The organism is Rhizobium sp. 11_C7_N12_5 (assembly GCF_051811145.1).
GTDB lineage: Bacteria > Pseudomonadota > Alphaproteobacteria > Rhizobiales > Rhizobiaceae > Rhizobium > Rhizobium lusitanum.
On record NZ_JBPWPY010000002.1, the window covers coordinates 1,807,864 to 1,828,677 of the forward strand.

A 20,814-nucleotide genomic window follows, 5' to 3' on the forward strand; every position below is an offset into this window, starting at 1 on the left:
CGGAGGCTTGGGAGAGCTACATGAATTCGCTGGAAGCTGAAGCGACAGCGCGAGCAAAAGAGGCGGAGACGCCGGATGTGACCGAGCTCATTCTCCAGGATATCCTCGCCGGCAGGCTTCCGCCCGGAACATGGCTGAAGCAGATCGATCTCGAACGACGATACAACTGTACGCGGCCGGAAGTGCGCCGCGCGCTCGACAGACTGGTGCAGAAGCGGCTGGTGGAGCATGTTCCCAATCGCGGCTATCATGTGCACGAGCAGGACGGGCGCCGCGCTCAGGAAGTCAGCGACATCCGCGTCATCCTCGAAACGGCGGTCAGCGACCGCATCGTCGCAAACGCCGGCGAGGACGATGTCGCGAATTTGCGGGCGCTCGCCTCGCGCTTCGACGAGCTGGTACTGACGGGCACCATGCTTGAGCTCTACGAAGCCAATCTTGCCTTTCACCGGCATTTGCTGGCGCTCGCCGGCAATCAGGAACTCGTCGAGCTGATCACGGAGATCCGGCAGCGGACGTCATCGGCGCCCGTATCGCAATGGCGCACCCGCGCCCGCATCGAGCAGTCGGGCCACGAACATCAGCTGATGGTCGACGCGATAGAGAAACGCGACGTGGACATGCTCAAGGAGCTGACGCGCAGGCATATACTGCAGGCGTAAACACCCCAGGCCCTATTTGACGGCGAAACCGACCGACTCCATCGGCTTGCCGTCGACAGAGAATTCGATCTTGTATGTCCCGACCGGCCAGCCACTGTTCGGCTTGGTCAACGCGGAATCGACGGAGATCCAGGCGATATTCACCGTGCTTCCGGCGGGGACGTCCTCGGTGAGTTCAGCCGAAACAAAGATTTTCGGTGTATCCGGGGCAAAGCTATCCTGGGTCGTGTCGGCATCTTTCTCCGTCGAGACGATAATGTTCTCAAATCCGGCGGCCCATACGCTTGATGAAACGGCTGTCATGGCAGTGAAGGTAAGGGCAAAAAGCAATTGTTGGGGGCGATGCATTCTCAAATATCCCCCGTTTGAGAAGATCACGTAGTGCCAATATCACCATCGATCTAACAAAGGCTGAAGCAACAACCGCGCCGGACCCACATGATGCTGGTCATGAACGCAAGCGCGCGGTCTCCGGCTCGTCCGGCGCATCATCGTAGCCGTCAATTCCTGTAATCACCGACTTGAACACAACCGTTTTCTGGCGGGCATCCTGAGCGCCCGCCACCGCCTGACGGACCAACTGCGCCGCAATCTCACCCATGGCGCGCCTTGGCGAACGAGAGGTCGCGATCGGCGCCGGCAAAGAGTTGACGAGATCCAGCCCGTTGAAGCCTGCAATAAGGATCTTTTCGGGTACAGCAACCCCCAGCTCCATGCAGGCGAACAATCCGCCGCTCGCCATATCGTCGTTGGAATAATAAATGCAATCGAGATCGGGAACGGCCGCGAGCATGGCGATCGTCAGCCGCTTCCCCAAGGCGATCGAGGAAAAGGCATCATCGACCGACTGGTTTACGAAGTGCAGGCCGTACGAGTGCAACACCCGCTCGAAGCCGGCCTTGCGCTTGCCCGCGCGCAGATCCTTCTCGAGTGCGCTGCCGACATAGCCGAACCGTCTGCGGCCGGCCCCAACGAGCGCCCTTGCCATGTCCTCACCCGCCCCGCTATGCGATAGCCCGACATTGAGATCGATGGGCGTGCCATCGAGATCCATGAGCTGGATGACCGGAATATTCGCGTGCTGTAGCAATTTCACCGTCTCCTCCGGCTGATCCAGACCGGTAACGATGATGGCGCAAGGCTGCCAGGAGAGCATGTCGCGGATGATGTCGCGCTCCTTGGCGACGTCATAGTCGGATATGCCGAACACGGCCTGCATGCCGGAGCCATCCAGCCCGGCGGAAATGCCGGCCAGAACTTCGGGAAAAACGATGTTCGACATGCTGGGCACGACGACGGCGACCAGATTGGTACGCTGAGAGGAAAGCGAGAGCGCCAGCCGGTTGCCCACATAGCTCATCCGCGTCGCCGCCTCGATGACCCTCTCACGGGTTTCCTTGGAGACATCGGCGGAACCGCGAAGGGCGCGCGACGCGGTCATTTTGCTGACGCCTGCCTCGATCGCGACTTCTTCCAGAGTGGGTTTGCGCATTCCCAAGCAGCCCTCGATGACAAGCCGCACCTTGGCTGGCGCCGCTCTTCTTCATAGGATGTTTCCACCAAAATGCAAACTGCCGTCCCTTGACAATCAGAAGGGAAATTGGCCATGGTATCGATACCGGTACCGGTAACATCGTTGATATTTGCAGAGGTAGCGCCGTGCAGGACGCAATGAAGACAGCCGTCATCGGGCTGGGATCGATGGGTTGGGGCGCAGCGATATCGCTTCTCAAAGCAGGTTTTGCTGTCCAAGGATGCGATGTTCGCAGCGATGTCCTCACGCGCTTCACGGAAGCGGGCGGGGACGCCTGCACCACGCCGGCCTCGGCGGTGGACACGGCCGATGTCGTCCTCATCTACGTCATCAACAGCAAGCAGGTCGAAGACGTTCTCTTCGGGCAGAACGGTGCGCTGGAGACCGCGCGCCCCTCGACTGTCTTTCTGCTTTGCACGACCATGGCGCCAAGCGCCACGACGGCAATTGCCGAAAGATTGGAAGCAGCCGGCATGCAGGTCATCGATGCACCGGTTTCCGGAGGCCATGTTCGCGCGCTGGCGGGCGAGATCACCGTCATGGCATCCGGCCCGCAAGAGGCCTTCGACCGGGCATCCGCCGTCCTCGACGCCATTTCGGCAAAGGTGTTCCGCCTGGGGGATCGGCCCGGCGCCGGTTCCCAGGTGAAAATGATCAATCAGCTTCTCGCAGGCGTGCACATTGCGGCAACCGCCGAAGCCATGACGCTTGCCGCCAAGGCGGGCATCGACCTGAAGACGCTTTATGAGGTGATCCGCGTTTCGGCGGGCTCGTCATGGATGTTCGAGAACCGGGGCGAACACATCGTTTCGGGTGATTACACCCCACGCTCGGCGGTCAACATCTTCGTCAAGGACCTTGGCATCGTCGCCTCCGAAGCCGAAAGGGCGGGAGCCCTCACGCCGCTTACAGCAACCGCACTCAGCCTCTTCGTTGAGGCTTCCGAAGCAGGTCTCGGCCTCGAGGATGACGCTGCCGTCGCAAAGATCCTCGCCCGCAAGAGCGGCGCCATCCTGCCGGGCATGGAGGGCTAGAGGATGGCACTCCTGCTCGGCTGCATCGCCGATGATTTTACCGGGGCGACGGACCTTGCCGCGCTGCTCTCACGCAGCGGGCTGCCGGTGTCGCTGCGGATCGGCGTGCCGCAGAGGAAACGCGACGACACCGATGCAGCCGTCATCGAAGTCATCGCCCTGAAATGCCGGACAGCGCCGGTCCAGACTGCCGTGGAGCAAGCGCGACAGGCGCTGGAATGGCTGAAAGACGCGGGCGCGACCCGATTCTTCTGGAAATACTGCTCGACCTTCGACAGCACCCCGGAGGGCAATATCGGTCCGATCGCGGAAATGCTGATGGCAGAGATCGGCGCCCGGCAAACGATCTACTGCCCGGCCTTTCCCGAAAACGGCCGCAACATATTCATGGGCCATCTGTTCGTCGGCGAGCAGCTGCTTTCGGAAAGCTCAATGAAGGACCATCCGTTGACGCCGATGCGCGATTCGAGCCTGGTGCGGCTTCTGGCGCCACAGGTGCGCGGCACGGTCGGTCTTGCCAACCGCATCGCGGTTTCCGCGGGGCCGGCGACGCTGAAAGCGAGACTGCAAAAGCTCACGGAAGACGGTGTACAGCATGTGATCGTCGATGCCGTTTGCGACGATGACCTGCGCACGATCGCCACCGCCACGGTCGATTTTCTCCTGTTGACCGGCGGCAGCGCGATCGCCGGCCAGCTTCCGCGGCTGTACATGGAGCAAGGCCTTGCGGCGCCACCCAAGGTCCGCCAAACATTGCCAAACGTCGCGGGCGGCCAGATCGTCCTGTCGGGAAGCTGCTCCGCCATGACACGCAAACAAGTCGCCGACTATGCGGGGCGCAGTATCAGCCTGAGGCTTGACCCTCTCGCCCTTGCGGAACAAGGTGCGGCGGCAGCCTGCCGGTGGCTGCAGAAGCAACCCGCCGACGCTGCGAAAATCATCTACGCCACCGCCGAACCCGACGACGTGCGCCGGGCGCAGGAGCGATTGGGGCGAGACAAGGCGGGCCAAGTGGTCGAACAAGTGCTTTCAGCGCTCGCGCAAGAAGCCTTCCGCCTCGGCACACGCCGCTTCGTCGTTGCCGGTGGTGAGACATCGGGTGCGATCACCCAGGCGCTCGGAGTTACCCATCTGACGATCGGCCCGGAAATAGCACCCGGCGTTCCCTGGACCTTCGCGGAGGTGGAGGGCGAGACGATTGCACTTGCACTGAAATCGGGCAATTTCGGCGGCGAGACCTTCTTCGCGGATGCCTTTACCCGGCTGGAGGCGGCATGAGCGAGGAAGCCAAGCTGCGCGAGCAGATATGCCAGATGGCCAAATCGCTCTACGACAGGGGCCTGACCGCGGGCTCGTCCGGAAATATCTCCGCCCGTCTCAGCGATGGGCGCCTGCTGGTGACGCCGACAGGCAGTTCCTTCGACCGCTTGGATCCTTCACGCTTGTCTCTGTTCGACGCCAATGGACGCCTGATCGGCGGAGACAAGCCGACGAAGGAAATGTCGTTGCATGCCGCCTTCTACGAGACAAGACCGGAGAAGACAGGTGCCGTCGTGCATCTCCATTCCAGCCATTCGGTCGCGCTGTCTGTTCTGCCCGATATCGATAGCGACAATATGCTGCCGCCGCTCACGGCCTATTCGATCATGAAGCTCGGCAAGGTGAAACTCCTGCCCTATTTCATGCCGGGTGATCCCGCCATGGGCGATGCGATCCGTGGCCTTGCCGGCAAACGCAGCGCCGTGATGCTGGCGGCACACGGACCGGTCGTCTCGGCAAAGGATCTGGAAGCGGCGATCTATGCCATCGAGGAGTTGGAAGAGACGGCAAAACTTGCCATCCTGACGCGAGGGGCCAATCCCTCCCTGCTGACCGACGCACAAATTGCCGATCTGGTTCGCACCTATGATGTGGAGTGGGACTGAACATGCTGCGCTTTTCCGCCAATCTCGGCTTCCTTTGGCAGGAGCTTTCGCTTCCCGACGCGATCCGGGCCGCCAAGGCAGCCGGCTTCGATGCTGTGGAATGCCATTATCCCTATGACGTTTCGGCCGAAGCCGTGCGTCAGGCGCTCACAGAAACCGGTCTTCCCATGCTTGGTCTCAACACGACACGCGGACGCGTCGAGGACGGTGACAATGGGCTGGCGGCCTTGCCGGGGCGTGAGGAGGAGGCACGCCGGGCGATCGATCAGGCATTCGACTACGCCGCCGCCATCGGCACGCGAAACGTGCATGTGATGGCCGGAAAGAGCAATGGCGAAGAGGCGCGCAGCATCTTCATCGCCAATCTGCGCTATGCCTGCGAGTGTGCAGGCAAGGTAGGAGCGAACGTGCTGATTGAACCGCTGAACCACCGCGATGCACCGGGATACTTCCTGCAGACGATGGAGCAGGCGCTCGGCATCATCTCCGCGGTCGGAGCGCAGAACATCAAGCTGATGTTCGATTGCTATCATATCCAGATCATGCAGGGCGACTTGACGCATAGACTGCAAGAGCATCTGGACGCCATCGGCCACATTCAGATCGCGGCCGTCCCGGACCGGCGTGAACCGGATCACGGAGAAATCGACTACCGCTATATCCTGCGCTTTATCGAAAAGCTCGGTTATGACAGGCCCATCGGGGCCGAATATCGGCCGGCAACCACCACGGAAGCTGGCCTGGCCTGGCTACAGGCGTATCGATGAAAGCAGCAATTCATATCTGAACCGTTTTGACCGCCGTCGATTGGGCCGAAGCAAGGGGATTGGCGAGGAGAAGGCGGCAACTATCTTTTAAGACCGACGCCAGTCCTTGGGAGGAAGAGCCGAAATGCATGTATTGATATTGGGCGCCGCGGGCATGATTGGCCGCAAGCTTGTCGACAGGATCGCAGCCGAGCCGAAGACTCTCGGACAGTCGATCGATCGCTTGACGCTCGCGGATGCGGTGCAGCCGCCGGTGCCGGACGCTCTCAAGGACGTTTCGAAGGCTGTCACGGTGGATCTCGCGAATGCCGGCATCGCAGACAAGCTCATCGAAGACCGTCCCGATGTCATCTTCCATCTTGCCGCCATCGTCTCGGGCGAAGCGGAAGCGGACTTCGATAAGGGCTACACCGTCAACCTTGATGGCACACGGGCACTGTTCGAGGCCATCCGGCAGCAGGGACTGAAGACTGCGTACACACCGCGCGTGATCTTTGCGTCGTCCATCGCCGTATTCGGCTCGCCTTTCCCCGAAATTATCGGCGATGAATTCCTGACGGCACCGCTTACAAGCTACGGCACGCAGAAGGCGATCGCCGAGCTGCTGCTCGCCGACTATTCCAGGCGCGGCATTTTCGAAGGCATTGGCATCAGGCTGCCCACCATCTGTGTCCGCCCTGGCGCCCCGAACAAGGCCGCCTCAGGCTTCTTCTCGAACATCCTGCGCGAGCCGCTGGTCGGCAAGGAGGCCATTCTGCCGGTTAGCGATACGGTGCGGCATTGGTTTGCCAGCCCACGCTCTGCAGTCGGCTTCTTTGTACATGCCGCAACGCTCGATACTGCAAAGATCGGGCCGCGACGCAATCTCACCATGCCGGGGTTATCGGCGCTCGTTTCGGATGAAATCGACGCGCTGCGCCGGGTGGCCGGCGACAAGGCTGTCGCCCTTATCCGGCGGGAACCGGATCCGGTGATCGAGCGGATCGTCGCCGGCTGGGCGACGCAGTTCGATGCGCAAAGGGCTCGCGATCTCGGCTTCAAGGCGGAACAGAGCTTCGACGAGATCTTGCAGGTGCATATCGAGGATGAACTGGGCGGGAGGCTTGCATGAGCGAGGTTTCATCCAGCACACACAATGGAATAGCATTGGTGACCGGCGGTGGCACGGGTCTCGGGCGCGCCATGGCGAAAGCGCTCGGTGCAGCCGGCTACAAGGTCGTGATCTCCGGGCGGCGGACGGATGTTCTTGAAAAATCCGCCAAGGAGCTTACGGAGGAGACCGGCGCGGAATTTTTCGCGGTTGCTGCCGATGTCAGCGATCCGGTATCCGTCCGCGCCCTTTTCGATGCCATTTCCAGCCGATACGGCCGCCTCGATCTTCTGGTCAACAATGCCGGCATGGGCCTGCCCGCAGTTCCGATGGAGGAACTGACCTTCGAACAGTGGAACGCCATCGTCGGAGCGAATTTGACCGGCGCATTCCTCTGCACGCAGCAGGCCTTCCGGCTGATGAAGAACCAGGTGCCGCACGGCGGCCGCATCATCAACAACGGTTCGATTTCGGCGACGACGCCGCGCCCGCTTTCAGCACCCTATACGGCCACGAAGCACGCCATCACGGGCCTGACGAAATCGACGGCGCTCGATGGCCGGCCTTTCGACATCGCCTGCGGCCAGATCGATATCGGCAATGCTGCAACCGACATGACGGCACGAATGAGCGCCGGCGTGCTGCAGGCGAATGGGGAAATCGCCGCAGAGCCGACGATTTCGGCCGAGCACGTGGCGCGCGCCGTTGTCTACATGGCAAGCCTGCCGCTGGATGCCAACGTGCTTTCGATGACCGTCATGGCGACGAAAATGCCATTGGTCGGCAGAGGGTAGCAATCGGCGACCCTACGTTGCCGGGCGAGCCGACGGCTTCACTTGCCGTCGCTCGATCAGGCCGCCGACGCTGAAGATCAGAACCTCGATCTCGGTATCGATCTTATCGCCATCAAGCAGCCTGACGACATCATCTATGCCTGACACGGCATACCCATCGATGGCGAGCAGATAGTCGCCCTCCTGCAAGCCACCCTTTTCGGCCGGGCTGTCCTTTTCGACGCGGCGCAGGCGCACGGCGGTCGAGTGTGTGACGCCGGCTTCCAGGGCAATACGGCGATGCAGTTCCACCGTGTCGGCAGCAATGCCGATATAGGCGCGCCTGACATGACCGAACCGCAGGATCTCGGACACGACATGCTTCGCCGTATTCGAGGCGACCGAAAAGGCGATACTCTGGGCGCCCTGGATGACAGCGGTGTTGACGCCGATCACCTCGCCCGCCGAGGACACCAGCGGCCCGCCCGAATTACCCGGATTGAGCGCTGCATCCGTCTGGATGATGTCTTCCATCAGCCGGCCACTGGCCGCGCGCATTGACCTGCCGAGCGCCGACACGATACCGGCCGTGACGGTCCATTCGAAACCGAGCGGATTGCCGATGGCAATCGCGATATGACCGCGCTTCAGCGTCTTGGAATCGCCGAGCCTTGCCCATGCACCGGGCCAGTCATTGGCGCGGATCAGCGCAAGGTCGGTGTCCGGATCGCGGCCAAGCACCCTGCCCTCGATGGTCGCGCCCTCGGGCGTCTTGATGCGCACGGCTTTCGCGTCGTCGACGACATGGTTGTTGGTGACGACGAGACCATCCGGCGAGATGGCGAAGCCGGAACCATGCCCGGCGCGGCCGCCCAACCGCTCGATCCGGCTGACAGCCGGTCCGACGACATCGACGGCGCTCGATACCGATTGAGAATAAGCATCCAGCAGCCCGGCATCAGATGACGGCTGGATGTCGCGATCAATGAATCCCATAAAAAACTCCTGCAACGCGGACGCGCGTCGCTACGAGGACCGGCAGCAACTGTGAAAAAGCGAGAGGCTGTCAGTTCGACAGATTGAAACAGTTGATAATCAGATGAGGGGTCGCCGGGCCAAGTTCAAGAGCCGCGCGCAAGCGCCGCCAGCCTCACCTTCGACGTCTCGGAACATTGCGATGTCGATAGCTGTCGGACGCCATCTGCCAGGTATTCCGCCCATTGGCTTTCGCCCTGTAGAGGGCGTGGTCGGCCTCCAGAACGAGGGCTTGCCCATCCTGACCCTCCGCAGGTGCCGCCGAAACACCGACACTGATGCCGATATCGACCGGGACACCTTCGATGAGGAAGGATGACTTGAAGGCAGCTATGCAGCCCTGTGCCAGCTCGGCTACATCTCCCTCGTCAGCCTCCATCAGGATGGCGAATTCGTCGCCACCCAGCCGCGCCACCATATGACCCCTCGCGGCCCCTCGCAGGCGCTCGGCGACCATCTTGAGCACATCGTCACCCGCGGCGTGCCCGAAGGTGTCGTTGACCGGCTTGAAGCCATCGAGATCAAGGCAGAAAACGGCGACACGCTTTCCATTATTCGCTCTCAACGCTTCGCCAAGGGCCTTGTAGAAGCACATCCGGTTTGGCAATCCAGTCAGCATATCGTGCGCGGCGAGACGGTTGGCTTCCGCTTCAGCGAGAATCCGGTCGCTGACATCGGCAATGGTCAGCAGAAGACGGCGTTCCTTGCCTTCGTGCAGCACGCGAACATAGATGAGCACGTGACGCTCGGTGCCATCAGCTATTCTCTGCCGCCAGACCGTTCTGGCCTCGCAGTCGCCTCCGAGTTCGAGAAGCGCTCTTGCAAATCGATCGGCCTCGCTTTCGACATGCATGTTGGATGCTTTCCAGGAAAGCAATGCCTCTTTCCCGAAGCCGTAGAAATCCAGCGCGGCCCGGTTCGCCTGCAGGATTTGAAGGCTGCTGCCGTCGCACAGGAGCATGGGCATCGGATTGGCGTCGAACAGCTGGCGCAGCCATTCCTCGCGCTGTTTCAAATCGGTGATGTCTACCCGCGTGCCGATGGCGCCGCCATCGGGGGTACGTCGATCGTCATGCCGCAGCCACCGTCCGTCGCGCAGTTGCTGCTCTTCCTGTGAAACGGGCTGGTGAAATTTCCGCATGCGCTGTCGCAGCCAGGCATCCTTGTCTTCGACAACCTCCCGCATTCGGTTGCTCGCAAGGCTCACCTTCAATATGTCCTCAAAAGCGACGCCGGGTTTCAGATGATCCGCGATGTCCGGGTAGAGTTCCGCATATCTCTCATTCCAGAGAACGTAACGGTCGTTTGCGTCGAAAACGCAAACAGCCTCCGGCAGCATCTCGATGACGTATCGAAGACGCAAGTTCGCCTCGCGTGCCGCGAAAGCCGCCTGCCGCTCTTCGCTCTCCGGTTCGACAAGAACCGCAGTCATTACGTCAGAGGCCGATTGCCAGGTGATGACTTTGACATGACAGTCTCGCCGATGGCGATTGCCGACCACGACAAGCGGCTGTGACGGGGCGGCCAACGGCCAGTCAGGCAGCAGATCCGAGATGACGGTGGCGAAAGGCTGGTCTCCAAGGCCAAAAAAATCACGAGCTTCGGCATTCGCCAAGACGATGGCACCTGTGGGGTCGATCACAAGTGCCGCCATCGGACAGGCTTCAAGGAATGCGACGATTTCCGCGCCCAGCATCTTATCCAGTACAGGCCTTTCGAAGTTAGCATCTATACCTGATTGTAAGACCTGATGGTAAAAGAATGTCCTAAGCTGGATTCCGATATCTCGCCCCTCAAATATCGGCGATTTACGCGTGGGGAGCGAGATGCGGCCGTCAGATACTCGGCCGCGCCGGACCGAAGCTTTCACGCCGAATGAGCTTGCTCGAGATGACGTGACGTGTCGCCGCTCCCCTTTCCGGCGCATCGATCCGTTCCATCAGCAAGCTCACGGCTAGCTGCCCCATCTCCTCGACCGGCTGCTCGATCGTCGAAAGCGGAGGAGAGGAATATTCGCATACCGGTGCCCCGTCGAACGACACGATGGAAAGATCCGCCGGAATTTTCCAGCCCATTCGTTGGACGCAACTCATGAATGAAATAGCCATGTCGTCGCTCGTGGCAATGACGGCGGTCGGCTTCTGCGTGAGATCGGCAAATTCGGCGGCCGCAGCGACGCCGATCTGGAAACCGTGCTGATAATCGAGGGTGCCTCCGGACCTGATGACCGCCGTTTCGGACAGTCCTGCCTCGGCGAGCGCTTCGAGAACGCCAAGATAACGCTCGTTGTCGTGGTAGTTGCCCACCGGCCCGGCAAGATAAAGAAACCGCCTATGGCCGAGAGCGATCAGTTCGCTCGTCGCATCCCGAACGGACTGCCGATCATTCGTGACCACGCTCGGCAGGGCCGCGTGGCTCATGTCGAACAGGAGCGAGACGATCGGCAGGGCCGAATCCTTGAGCGACCGGCCGCCATCGACGGGCAGATCGGAGGAGAGAATGATGGCGCCGCGAACCGTGCCGCCGAAGGCCAGATCGAGGATGTGACGCTCCGAGATCTCGTCGCGATCGAGGTTGGCGATCATCAGATGGTAGCCATTCTGGCTCAGGGACCGGTTGATGCCCTGCAGGACCTGCGGAATGACCTGCGAGACGCCATAGTAGAGCGAACCCGGCAGGACAATCATGACGACGTTGGATTTGCCGACGCGAAGACCTCGGGCCATGGCATTCGGTGTATAGCCGAGCTGCTTGGCGGCGGCATCGATCTTGGCGCGCGTCTTCTCGTTCACACGACCGGGATTGGCCAGCGCCCGGCTGACCGTCGAGATGGCGACCCCCGCCAGCCGGGCGACATCCGCCATCAAAGGTCCCGAATGCTCCTCCACGGGCAGATCCTTGTTATTTTTCACTTTTTTACGTCCTTCCCGATGCCTGCTGCGCGGGATGCTACGGCAATCCCAGAGGTTTAGCAAACGATTGCCAAAAACTGCTTGCATATAAAAACGACTTGTCTACTATCTAGGCACGGCAAACGATTGCCAGTTGTAATGCATTGAAATCATTATGGATTATTTGCCGTGGAGCAAAGCTCCGCAAACGATCTTCCATGCCTTAGGAACGGATAGTCTCATGACCTCAACGGAACGGCTTCGCTTTGGCGTCGATCTTGTCACTTTCTTCCACCCCGGATTTTGGCGCGTTGGAGATTATGACGGCATCATCGCCCTGTCACGCAGCGAGCCGCGCGCGTTTTGGGACAAGATTCTCGATGCCGTGCAAGCCTCCGGCGTCACCGGCGTGGAGCTTACCTTCTCGCCGTTCAACTGGCAGGATGCGACAAAGACCTATGGCTCGGTCGAAGCCTTCGCCGCCGAGCTTTCCAAGCGTGGGCTGACACTGGCGAGCGGTTTTTTTGCCGAGCTCGAGGCCGCAGGCGATTTTACCGAAGCATCCGCGCAAGCCGCCATCATCGACAAGGCCGAGAAATACGCCGAGTTCCTCAAGGCCTGCGGCAGCGACATCATGGTCATCGGCGCGCCGCTTCGCCAGACGCTTGGCGCCCAGCCGACACGATTCTTCGATTTCGAGCAGGCGCGCAAGATTGCCGATTTCCTCAACCGCCTCGGCGCCACCCTTTACACCAAGGGCGTGCGGCTGGCCCTCCACACCGAGGCGCACTCGATCTTTGCAGCCGCGCGCGATGTCGATCTGCTGATGCTGCTGACGGATCCGGCCTACGTACATATGTGCCCGGACACGGCGCATATCGTCGTTGCCGGCTCCGATCCGCTGCAGCTTGTCGACCGCCACCATGAGCGCGTCATCATCGCCCACTGGAAGGACGCGCTCGGGCCGATGCCCGCCGACACGCCGATCGACGAGCATATCCATGATCGCCATCGCCCCTATTTCTGCGGCTTCGGCCTTGGCCGCGTCGACTGGCCGGGCTGGGCCAGGCTCCTGCGCGACCGTGGATATCAAGGCTGGGCCATTCTCGAGCTCGACGCCGCGCCCGACCCGGTCGCCGACATCGCAAACGGGTTGACGCTCGTGCGGCAGGCGCTTCTGCCGATCTATCGCTGACACCAATGATCTGAAGACCAAACGGCCCCGCAAAGAGGGCTTTCTTGAAGAGGTGGAACAATGAAAAACAGAATGAAACTGCTATTGGTGGGAGCCGCCCTCGTCGCGGCATCCACCCCGACCTATGCCGAAGACAAGCCGAAGGCCGAGGTGATGACCTCGTGGACCTCCGGCAGCGAAGCCGCCGCCCTCAGTGTCATCAGCCAAGAATTCGAAAAGCGCGGCGGTGTCTGGAAGGATTCCTCCATTGCCGGTTTCGGAGCGGCGGACGCCGCCTTCCAGAACCGTCTGGTCGCGGGCGATCCGCCGGCTGCCAAGCAGGCCGTGATCGGCCTTGCCAATACCGATTTCGTCAATCAGGGCCTTCTGAACTCGATCGACGACGTGGCGAAAGCCGGCAAATGGGCTGATGTCCTGCCAAAGTCGATCTATGATCTCATCTCCTATAACGGCAAGGTCTATCTTTCGCCGAGCGATGCCCATGGCGAAAGCTGGGTGTTTTATTCGAAGGATGCCTTCGCCAAGGCCGGCGTGACCGAGGAGCCGAAGAGCTGGGGCGAATTCTTCACCGCTCTCGACAAGCTCAAGGCTGCCGGTGTGCTGCCGGTCGCCTGGGGTGGCCAATCCTGGCAGGAGTCCAAGGTTTTCAATATGATCCTGCTGACCCAGGTCGGCATCGACGGCTTCCTCAAGATCTATGTCGACAAGGAAAAGGGCGATGCATCCGTCGAAGGCGTGAAGAAGACGCTCGATATTCTCGGCAAGCTGCGCGCCTATGTCGATGAAGGGGCCGCTGGTCGCAACTGGAACGACGCGACCGCCATGGTCATCACCGGCAAGGCCGGCGTGCAATTTATGGGCGATTGGGCCAAGGGCGAATTCGTTGTGGCCGGCAAGCAGCCAGGCAAGGACTATGGCTGCATGCTCGCCCCGCAATCGCCGGGGATGGTCTATGTCGCCGACTCCTTCTCCTTCCCGAAGATCGCCGATGCGGCATCCCAGAAGGGCCAGACGCTGCTCGCGGAGGTCGCCATGGATCCGGCCGTGCAGGTCGAATTCTCCCTAAGGAAAGGCTCGGTGCCGATGCGCACCGATGTCGACAAGTCGAAGCTCGACATATGCGCGCAAAAGGGGCTGGAACTGATGAGCGCGGGCAAGATCGTGCCGGACCAGGCCCTGATCCTCTCGCCGCAGCAGGCTGGTGCGCTCAACGACTTCGTCGACGAGTTCTGGACCAACCCTTCCGAGGACAGCGCCTCCGGCGCCGAGAAGTTCTTCGCGATCTTCGAATAGGGCCTCGCAACGGGCCGATCGGAGGCCTCCCTCCGATCGGCTCTGCTCAATCCTTTTGAAAGGGTTTGCTGATGCAAGCCAAGCGCAGACGTCCCCTTGCTGCGACCTATGCCCTCCTGCCGACGTGGATCGCCGCGATCTTCATCTACATCGGCACGATGGTCTGGTCGGTGCGCCTGTCCTTTACGGATTCGACGATCTTTCCGTCATCCAACTATGTCGGCTTTGCCCAGTATGCTAAGCTGTTCCGGACGTCGAGATGGCTCGCGTCCCTGGAAAACGTGCTGATTTTCGGCGTGCTCTATGTGGGAGGTTGCCTCGCCCTCGGCTTTGTGCTGGCGGCAGCACTTGATCGTAAGGTCCGCTTCGAAAGCGTGTTCCGCACCATCTTCCTCTATCCCTATGCCATGTCCTTCGTGGTCACCGGCCTCATCTGGCAATGGATGCTGAACCCGACCTTCGGCATCCAGGCGACGGTCAGGGCGCTCGGCTGGCAGAGCTTCGTCTTCGACTGGATCGTCAATCGCGACATGGCGATCTACACGGTCGTTTTCGCCGGCGTCTGGCAAGGGGCAGGCCTTGTCATGGTCATTGCGCTCTCCGGCATGCGCGGCATCGGCGAAGAGCAATGGAAGGCGGCCCAGATCGACGGCATTCCAGTCTGGCGCATCTATCTCTCGATTATCCTGCCGCAACTTGGGCCAGCGCTTGCCGCGTCGGGCATGCTGCTCTCCATGGGCGTCATCAAGACCTACGACCTCATCGTGGCGCAGACCGGCGGCGGCCCCGGCTATTCGACCGAGGTGCCGGCGAAATTCATCATGGACAATCTATTCGAGCGCCAGAACCTCGGGCTCGCCAGCGCCGGCGCCACCGTGCTCGTGCTCTCGGTCGTCATGGCCGTCGCACCGTTTCGATACGCGCTTTACATGCGTGCCAGAAGAAGGGGAGCACACTGATGGCAGCTCTTCATCCCCGCGGTCCGAAGCCTTCGCGACTGTCGTCCGGCCAGATCGGGCTCTATGCCTTCCTGATCCTGGCCGCGCTGTTCTTCCTGCTGCCGCTCTATACGATGCTCGTCACCTCGCTGAAGACGATGGAGGAGATCCGCCAGGGCCGCATCTTCGCCTTGCCGGATACCGTCGATTTCAATGCGTGGAAGACGGCCTGGTCGGGAGCCTGCATGGGCACGCAATGTCTGGGCGTGCGCATCGGCTTCTGGAACTCGGTGAAGATCACCGTGCCGGCCGTGGCGATTTCCGTCTTCATCGGCGCGATCAACGGCTATGCCCTCTCCTTCTGGCGGCCGAGGGGGTCAAACCTTTTATTCGGCCTGCTGATGGCCGGCGGCCTCATCCCATACCAGATCTTCCTTTATCCGCTGGTTCGGCTGCTCGCCAATCTGAGCCTCTATAATTCGGTGGCCGGCGTCGTTCTGGTCCATGTCATCTTCGGCCTGCCGCTGGTGACGTTGTTGTTCCGCAATTATTTCGTCGCCATCCCCGAAGAGCTCTGCAAGGCCGCGCGCGTCGATGGCGCCGGCTTCTGGCGAATCTTCTTCGAGATCATGCTGCCCATGTCCGTGCCGATGGTCGTCGTCGCTTCCATCTTCCAGTTCACCGGCATTTGGAACGACTTCCTGATCGGCCTCGTCTTTGCCGGGCGCGACAATCTGCCGATGACGGTGCAGCTCAACAACATCGTCAACACCACCATGGGCGAGCGCGCCTACAACGTGAACATGGCTGCCACCATCCTGACCGCCGTCGTTCCGCTCGCCATCTATTTCTTCTCCGGCCGCTGGTTCCTGCGTGGTGTCGCCGCCGGAGCTGTGAAGGGGTAACGCCATGCAGCCTGCCGTGTCAGTCAAGGACCTCAAGATCGCCTATGGCGATCACACCGTCATCGAAAAACTGTGGATCGACATCGCTCCGCGCGAATTTCTCGTGCTGCTGGGGCCGTCCGGCTGCGGAAAGTCGACCCTGCTCAACTCCATCGCCGGGCTGCAGGAGATCAGCGATGGCGAGGTCTGGATATCGGACAAGAACGTCACCTGGGCCGAACCGAAGGATCGCGGCATCGGCATGGTGTTCCAGTCCTATGCGCTCTATCCCCGCATGTCGGTACGCAAGAACCTGTCCTTCGGCTTGCGTGTGGCCGGTCTTCCCAAGGCCGAGATCGAGGCGCGCATCGCCCGCACGGCTTCGCTTCTGCATCTCGACAAATTGCTCGACCGCCGACCCTCGGAACTGTCGGGCGGCCAGCGCCAGCGCGTCGCGATCGGCCGTGCCCTGGTGCGCGAAGTGAACGTCTTCCTGTTCGATGAGCCGCTTTCCAATCTCGACGCCAAGCTACGCAACGAATTGCGCGTCGAGATCAAGAAGCTGCACCAGAGCCTGGGCAACACGATGATCTATGTGACGCATGATCAAGTGGAAGCGCTCACGCTCGCCGACCGTATCGCCATCATGAAGGATGGCGTGATCCAGCAGCTTGCCAGCCCATCCGAAATCTACCATCGCCCTGTCAACCTCTTTGTTGCCGGCTTCATCGGCGCACCGGCAATGAACTTCATCAAGGGCGAGATTGTTCTTAGGTCAGGCACGCCGGTCTTCGAAAGCAACGCGCTTGCCATTGATCTGGCCAGCTATCCCTTTTTGACTGCCGTCAAGGAGGGTCCCGCCACGCTCGGCATCCGGCCGGAACATATCGCGCCGGATGGTGTGGCAAGCGGCTCGCCCACCATTCCGGGCATCGTCTCCGTCGTCGAACCGATGGGAGCGGACACTGTGCTGTGGTTCGACTGGGCAGGCCAAAGCCTATCCTATCGCATCATGGGCGATGCCGCGCTCCAGCCGGGCACGGCGATCGCACCCGGGCTCGATATCGCCAAAGCCTCCCTTTTCGACGCCGATGGCGCCCGCCTCTGAACCCGCTTTCACAGCATACGGAAATGACTCATGTCTCAGACTATCTATGACGCGCTGGTGATCGGCTCCGGCGCCGCCGGCTCCTTTGCCGCCAAGGAATTGACTGCCCAAGGGCTGTCGGTATTGCTGCTGGAGGCCGGTCCCGCCGTCACGCAGAAGGATTTCGATCCCAATCGAAAGAAGGCGCCCGCAAGCAGCATCAATATCTGGGAGCGAGCCCGCGCCACGATCAAGGGCCAGCCCATTCAGGCGCGCGCAGCCTTCTTTACCGAGCGCTTCAGCCATTTCTTCGTCAACGATCGCAAGAACCCCTATACGACGCCGAAGGATGCGCCATTCCTGTGGATACGTGGCCGTCAGGGCGGCGGCCGCCTGCACAGCTTCGGCCGTGTGCTGTTGCGCTGGACGGACGATGACTTCAAGATCCGCTCAAAAACCGGCAAGGGTGAGGACTGGCCGGTTTCGTACGAAGAACTCGCGCCCTATTATGCCGAGATCGAATCCAGCCTCGGGCTTTATGGCAATCCGGACGGCATCAAGACACTGCCCGACGGCGTCTACGCGCATCCGGCAAAGCTGACACCTGCCGAGGAGACCTTCAAGACGGAAGTCGAGGGACGTTGGCCCAAGCGGCATGTCGTTTCCTGGCGCTATATCGCTCCTGATGCCGAGCGCACGCCGAAGCCGCTACGCGAGGCATTGGCAACCGGTCGGCTGACCATCCGTCATGACGCCATCGTGCGCCGCATCACGACCGATGATCTCGGCGAGCGGGCAACGGGTGCGGAATTCATCGATCGTGTCACCGGCAAAGTCGAGACCGCGCGCGCGGCCCTCGTGGTGCTTTCGGCATCGCCGATCGAAAGCGTGCGGCTGCTTCTCAATTCGGCGACCGCCAGCCATCCCCAGGGACTGGGGAATAGCTCGGGCACGCTCGGGCGCTTTTTCATGGACCAGCTGCCGTGCCTGGCCTTCGGCTCCTTCTCGAAAGCAAAAGGCTGGGCAGTCGACGACTCCGCCCCAACGGACCCATTCTACAATCCCTCGGGCGGCATCTTCGTGCCGCGCTTCGGGGAAGGCGATGCAGGCCGCGATGATTTCGACTATCAGGGCAGCATCGGCCGGGCACCGACGCCGGATAACGAGCCTGCACGGCTCGCCTTCTTCGGCTTCGGCCGCATGCTGCCCTATGCCGACAATCGCATCACGCTCGATACAAGGCGCAAGGATGCCTGGGGCATTCCGGTTCCCCATATCCGTTGCGTCATGGGCGAGGAGGAGCATGCGCTGCTGCGCCGGCAGGAAGAAGTGCTGATCGAGATGGTGCGCGGCGTCGGCGGCGAGCTGGAATTCATCGGTTCGCCCACCGGCCTTAGGGAAATGGGCCGCGGCGCCTTTCCCGATGCCGATCCGTTCAGCCGTTTCATGTTCCGACAATGGTTCCGAAAGACCATGTGCATGGGAGCCGCCATCCACGAGACCGGCGGCGCGCGTATGGGTGCCTCAAGCAAGGACTCCGTCCTCAATGCCCATAATCAAAGCTGGGACGTTCCCAACCTGATCGTGACGGATGCCTCCGCCTTCCCGGGCAGCGGCATTGCCGGCACCACGCTGACCGTCATGGCATTGACCATTCGGGCCTGCAGAAACCTCGTCGATCAATATCGAGCCGGACGATCGTAGCCATCCATTCTTGGAGGGTGGGGCAGCCGGAACCTGGAGAACGGGTCCGCCATCTGTCGAAAGGGTGACCAATCAGATCGTCGTGCACAAACATCATTCCACTCTCGGCCCAGAGAACAACCGGGCCGGGGACCTCTTGATGTCAGCGATCAACCGCCGACGGCATCGGCGGTGCACTTCTTGACAAAGCTCGTCTTGGCGGCGCCGGCTAGTTTCTTGGTAGCCGCTTGGGCATCGCAAGAACTTGCCGCATCCTTCGCGCACTTGTTGCTGAAACTGGTCAAGGCTGCTCCCGCCAGCTTCTTGTCGGCTGCCTGTGCCTTGCAAGTGGCATTGGCGGCCATCGCTCCGGTGGCAAGGCAGGTTGAAAAAATCGCAAGTCCGAGCAGCCTGATCATCGAAGTCCTCCGGGGCAACCCTCTGCAGAACGCCGAGGTAACCCGACTCTAACCTAACGGCGGCTGTAGTAAAGGCTTCTCCGATCGCCGATGGAGCAAAAAAACCTCCTGTGGGAGCCAACCTTTCGCCCATTGATCCATCTCGTATTGAACCAATCGATAAAAGTATGGAAAGTGGTTATATACCGGGCGAGCAACGGCAAATTACGCCCCGCCCTCCCCGTCACGCAACAGCAGCCCGTGACAAGCAACAACGCTATCCGAACGCTGATCCAGAAATTCCCGATCATCTCATGAAGACAATTTCAGGCACGAATCTCGAACAGGCCAAATCGCATAACCGGCGTGTCGTGATCGAGGCCATTCGCACCAACGGGCCGATGTCACGCGCCGCCATTGCTCGCATCACGGCGCTGACGACACAAACCGTATCCAACATCGTCGAGGAACTCGCGCGTTCGCATCTGCTGATCCCGATGGAAGCACAAAGAATTGCCCGCGGTCAGCCGATCATTCCCTATACCATCAACCCGAATGGGGCCTATTCCATCGGCCTTGAACTCGGCCGCCAGCGCGCCGCCGGCATACTGACGGATCTTTCCGGCTCGGTTCGCGCCCGCATCGAGCGCCATGTCGACAAACCAGGCCCGGCCGAGGCGATGCCGGTGCTTGCCGACATCGTTAGAGATCTGCTGGAGGCCTTTTCCTTTGATCGTGACCGATTGCTCGGCGCCGGCATTGCCTTGCCCGGACGCTATGCGGATGGCGGCGTTACATCGCTCAGCCCGCTCAACCTGCCGGGTTGGCAGGATTTCCCGGTCGCTCGTGAACTGCAGCGGTATATCAAAGTGCCTGTCATTGTCGAGAATGATGCGACCGCCGCGGCGATCGGCGAACGGCTTTACGGCGTTGCGCGTGGCCTTGGGAGCTTCGTCTATCTCTTTCTGGCAGGCGATGGCGGCATCGGCGCCGGCATGTTCCTTGACGGCCATCTCTACAAGGGCAGCCGCGCCAATGCCGGTGAAATCGGCCATATCATCGTCGAGCCGCACGGCAGGCTGTGCAGCTGCGGCAAGCGCGGCTGCCTCGATCGCTATGTATCGCCATCCGTCGCCTACGAATGTCTTGGCATCGAAAACGCCCAGGAGCTTTTGCCTGACGATCTCGATGCGATGATCGCGGCCAATAGCCGAGGTCTCGAGGTCTGGCTGGAACAAGCGGTGCAGCCGCTGCGCCAGACGATCGATTTTCTCGAGCTTGCCTTCGATCCGCAGACTATCGTGCTTGGCGGCAGTGCGCCGACAACCCTGATGACACAGCTTGCGGCGCGTCTGGAACCGCTGCACATTCCCGTGAACCCCGAGGAAGAGCGCACGATCCCTCGCCTGATGGTCGGGGCGACCGGCAAGGATACCGCCATTCTCGGCGCCGCCGCCCTGCCGATCTTTTCGGAAACGAACCCGCAATTCGATGTCCTGCAGAAGCCGATCATCCACCGCACTGTCCAGCAACTGTGACGAACGGTCAGGGCCATTGAGCTTGCAGATCACTGAAACGCAATCGGGCGCGGCACAAGTGCCGCGCCCGAGGGCCATGCATCAAGC

At 61.1% G+C, this 20,814-nt stretch carries 20 protein-coding genes; 14 read left to right on the plus strand and 6 right to left on the minus strand.

Features of this window, described 5'->3' with window-relative positions:
- Positions 1-20: 20 nt before the first annotated feature.
- Positions 21-662 carry a GntR family transcriptional regulator gene (locus AB8B29_RS27550; RefSeq protein ID WP_037191551.1) on the plus strand — a complete coding sequence of 214 codons (642 nt, stop codon included), beginning with the start codon at positions 21-23 and terminating at the stop codon, positions 660-662.
- A gap of 12 nt (positions 663-674) precedes the next feature.
- Here AB8B29_RS27550 and AB8B29_RS27555 read toward each other — a convergent pair whose 3' ends face one another.
- Positions 675-1,010 carry a hypothetical protein gene (locus AB8B29_RS27555; protein ID WP_047639715.1) on the minus strand — a complete coding sequence of 112 codons (336 nt, stop codon included), beginning with the start codon at positions 1,008-1,010 and terminating at the stop codon, positions 675-677.
- Between the two features lie 100 nt (positions 1,011-1,110).
- Entirely contained in the window at positions 1,111-2,154 is a 1,044-nt protein-coding gene (locus AB8B29_RS27560; protein WP_113102168.1) for a LacI family DNA-binding transcriptional regulator, read from the minus strand.
- Between the two features lie 179 nt (positions 2,155-2,333).
- Here AB8B29_RS27560 and ltnD point away from each other — a divergent pair, with 179 nt between their 5' ends.
- The 6 genes from ltnD to AB8B29_RS27590 all read left to right on the plus strand — a co-directional run bounded on the left by ltnD (position 2,334) and on the right by AB8B29_RS27590 (position 7,806).
- Entirely contained in the window at positions 2,334-3,230 is an 897-nt protein-coding gene (ltnD, locus tag AB8B29_RS27565; protein ID WP_113102137.1) for an L-threonate dehydrogenase, read from the plus strand.
- Between the two features lie 3 nt (positions 3,231-3,233).
- Positions 3,234-4,508: a 3-oxo-tetronate kinase gene (gene otnK / locus AB8B29_RS27570; protein WP_113102136.1), complete on the plus strand. Its 1,275-nt coding sequence runs from the start codon at positions 3,234-3,236 to the stop codon at positions 4,506-4,508.
- Entirely contained in the window at positions 4,505-5,155 is a 651-nt protein-coding gene (otnC, locus tag AB8B29_RS27575) for a 3-oxo-tetronate 4-phosphate decarboxylase (RefSeq protein ID WP_113102135.1), read from the plus strand. Before otnK ends, otnC begins: the two co-directional genes overlap by 4 nt.
- Positions 5,156-5,157: 2 nt before the next feature.
- On the plus strand, positions 5,158-5,922 hold the full coding sequence (locus AB8B29_RS27580; protein WP_113102134.1) for a hydroxypyruvate isomerase family protein: 765 nt from the start codon (positions 5,158-5,160) through the stop codon (positions 5,920-5,922).
- A 124-nt stretch (positions 5,923-6,046) separates the two neighbouring features.
- The gene (gene denD, locus AB8B29_RS27585) at positions 6,047-7,033 is read left to right on the plus strand and encodes a D-erythronate dehydrogenase (protein ID WP_113102133.1); all 987 of its coding nucleotides are present in this window, start codon (positions 6,047-6,049) and stop codon (positions 7,031-7,033) included.
- Positions 7,030-7,806, plus strand: a complete 777-nt coding sequence (locus tag AB8B29_RS27590; RefSeq protein ID WP_113102132.1) for an SDR family oxidoreductase — start codon at positions 7,030-7,032, stop codon at positions 7,804-7,806. The genes denD and AB8B29_RS27590 overlap by 4 nt, the downstream gene beginning before the upstream one ends.
- Before the next feature lie 12 nt (positions 7,807-7,818).
- Here the strand turns inward: AB8B29_RS27590 and AB8B29_RS27595 are convergent, their stop codons facing one another.
- From AB8B29_RS27595 to AB8B29_RS27605, 3 genes are all read right to left on the minus strand, one after another.
- Positions 7,819-8,781, minus strand: a complete 963-nt coding sequence (locus AB8B29_RS27595) for a S1C family serine protease (protein ID WP_113102131.1) — start codon at positions 8,779-8,781, stop codon at positions 7,819-7,821.
- Positions 8,782-8,935: 154 nt separating this feature from the next.
- Complete coding sequence (locus AB8B29_RS27600; protein WP_037191577.1) at positions 8,936-10,516, minus strand: diguanylate cyclase domain-containing protein; 1,581 nt, start codon at positions 10,514-10,516, stop codon at positions 8,936-8,938.
- A gap of 139 nt (positions 10,517-10,655) precedes the next feature.
- On the minus strand, positions 10,656-11,732 hold the full coding sequence (locus AB8B29_RS27605; protein WP_037191580.1) for a LacI family DNA-binding transcriptional regulator: 1,077 nt from the start codon (positions 11,730-11,732) through the stop codon (positions 10,656-10,658).
- A 220-nt stretch (positions 11,733-11,952) separates the two neighbouring features.
- Between AB8B29_RS27605 and AB8B29_RS27610 the strand changes: the two genes are divergently transcribed.
- From AB8B29_RS27610 to AB8B29_RS27635, 6 genes are all read left to right on the plus strand, one after another.
- Entirely contained in the window at positions 11,953-12,906 is a 954-nt protein-coding gene (locus AB8B29_RS27610) for a sugar phosphate isomerase/epimerase family protein (RefSeq protein WP_047639799.1), read from the plus strand.
- A 60-nt stretch (positions 12,907-12,966) separates the two neighbouring features.
- Complete coding sequence (locus AB8B29_RS27615; RefSeq protein WP_047639710.1) at positions 12,967-14,199, plus strand: ABC transporter substrate-binding protein; 1,233 nt, start codon at positions 12,967-12,969, stop codon at positions 14,197-14,199.
- Between the two features lie 71 nt (positions 14,200-14,270).
- A complete protein-coding gene (locus AB8B29_RS27620) occupies positions 14,271-15,158 on the plus strand; it encodes a carbohydrate ABC transporter permease (protein WP_047639709.1) in 888 nt (295 codons plus the stop codon).
- Complete coding sequence (locus AB8B29_RS27625; protein ID WP_047639708.1) at positions 15,158-16,042, plus strand: carbohydrate ABC transporter permease; 885 nt, start codon at positions 15,158-15,160, stop codon at positions 16,040-16,042. Before AB8B29_RS27620 ends, AB8B29_RS27625 begins: the two co-directional genes overlap by 1 nt.
- Before the next feature lie 4 nt (positions 16,043-16,046).
- The gene (locus AB8B29_RS27630) at positions 16,047-17,129 is read left to right on the plus strand and encodes an ATP-binding cassette domain-containing protein (RefSeq protein ID WP_112441851.1); all 1,083 of its coding nucleotides are present in this window, start codon (positions 16,047-16,049) and stop codon (positions 17,127-17,129) included.
- A gap of 30 nt (positions 17,130-17,159) precedes the next feature.
- Complete coding sequence (locus AB8B29_RS27635; protein WP_047639706.1) at positions 17,160-18,812, plus strand: GMC family oxidoreductase; 1,653 nt, start codon at positions 17,160-17,162, stop codon at positions 18,810-18,812.
- A gap of 149 nt (positions 18,813-18,961) precedes the next feature.
- Here AB8B29_RS27635 and AB8B29_RS27640 read toward each other — a convergent pair whose 3' ends face one another.
- Positions 18,962-19,210, minus strand: coding sequence for a hypothetical protein (locus tag AB8B29_RS27640; protein WP_047639705.1), 249 nt, complete (start codon positions 19,208-19,210; stop codon positions 18,962-18,964).
- A 293-nt stretch (positions 19,211-19,503) separates the two neighbouring features.
- Between AB8B29_RS27640 and AB8B29_RS27645 the strand changes: the two genes are divergently transcribed.
- The gene (locus AB8B29_RS27645; protein ID WP_047639703.1) at positions 19,504-20,727 is read left to right on the plus strand and encodes an ROK family transcriptional regulator; all 1,224 of its coding nucleotides are present in this window, start codon (positions 19,504-19,506) and stop codon (positions 20,725-20,727) included.
- Positions 20,728-20,814: the final 87 nt, after the last annotated feature.

What these genes read in the sequence shown, in the direction of transcription:
- AB8B29_RS27615 (WP_047639710.1), top strand. Translation starts at nt 12,967, where the DNA reads ATGAAAAACAGAATGAAACTGCTATTGGTGGGAGCCGCCCTCGTCGCG.
- AB8B29_RS27645 (WP_047639703.1), top strand. Translation starts at nt 19,504, where the DNA reads ATGAAGACAATTTCAGGCACGAATCTCGAACAGGCCAAATCGCATAAC.
- AB8B29_RS27610 (WP_047639799.1), top strand. Translation starts at nt 11,953, where the DNA reads ATGACCTCAACGGAACGGCTTCGCTTTGGCGTCGATCTTGTCACTTTC.
- AB8B29_RS27595 (WP_113102131.1), bottom strand. Translation starts at nt 8,781, where the DNA reads ATGGGATTCATTGATCGCGACATCCAGCCGTCATCTGATGCCGGGCTG.
- AB8B29_RS27635 (WP_047639706.1), top strand. Translation starts at nt 17,160, where the DNA reads ATGTCTCAGACTATCTATGACGCGCTGGTGATCGGCTCCGGCGCCGCC.
- denD (WP_113102133.1), top strand. Translation starts at nt 6,047, where the DNA reads ATGCATGTATTGATATTGGGCGCCGCGGGCATGATTGGCCGCAAGCTT.
- AB8B29_RS27600 (WP_037191577.1), bottom strand. Translation starts at nt 10,516, where the DNA reads ATGCTGGGCGCGGAAATCGTCGCATTCCTTGAAGCCTGTCCGATGGCG.
- AB8B29_RS27550 (WP_037191551.1), top strand. Translation starts at nt 21, where the DNA reads ATGAATTCGCTGGAAGCTGAAGCGACAGCGCGAGCAAAAGAGGCGGAG.
- AB8B29_RS27580 (WP_113102134.1), top strand. Translation starts at nt 5,158, where the DNA reads ATGCTGCGCTTTTCCGCCAATCTCGGCTTCCTTTGGCAGGAGCTTTCG.
- otnK (WP_113102136.1), top strand. Translation starts at nt 3,234, where the DNA reads ATGGCACTCCTGCTCGGCTGCATCGCCGATGATTTTACCGGGGCGACG.
- AB8B29_RS27625 (WP_047639708.1), top strand. Translation starts at nt 15,158, where the DNA reads ATGGCAGCTCTTCATCCCCGCGGTCCGAAGCCTTCGCGACTGTCGTCC.
- AB8B29_RS27560 (WP_113102168.1), bottom strand. Translation starts at nt 2,154, where the DNA reads ATGCGCAAACCCACTCTGGAAGAAGTCGCGATCGAGGCAGGCGTCAGC.
- AB8B29_RS27555 (WP_047639715.1), bottom strand. Translation starts at nt 1,010, where the DNA reads ATGCATCGCCCCCAACAATTGCTTTTTGCCCTTACCTTCACTGCCATG.
- AB8B29_RS27620 (WP_047639709.1), top strand. Translation starts at nt 14,271, where the DNA reads ATGCAAGCCAAGCGCAGACGTCCCCTTGCTGCGACCTATGCCCTCCTG.
- AB8B29_RS27590 (WP_113102132.1), top strand. Translation starts at nt 7,030, where the DNA reads ATGAGCGAGGTTTCATCCAGCACACACAATGGAATAGCATTGGTGACC.
- ltnD (WP_113102137.1), top strand. Translation starts at nt 2,334, where the DNA reads ATGAAGACAGCCGTCATCGGGCTGGGATCGATGGGTTGGGGCGCAGCG.
- AB8B29_RS27630 (WP_112441851.1), top strand. Translation starts at nt 16,047, where the DNA reads ATGCAGCCTGCCGTGTCAGTCAAGGACCTCAAGATCGCCTATGGCGAT.
- AB8B29_RS27640 (WP_047639705.1), bottom strand. Translation starts at nt 19,210, where the DNA reads ATGATCAGGCTGCTCGGACTTGCGATTTTTTCAACCTGCCTTGCCACC.
- otnC (WP_113102135.1), top strand. Translation starts at nt 4,505, where the DNA reads ATGAGCGAGGAAGCCAAGCTGCGCGAGCAGATATGCCAGATGGCCAAA.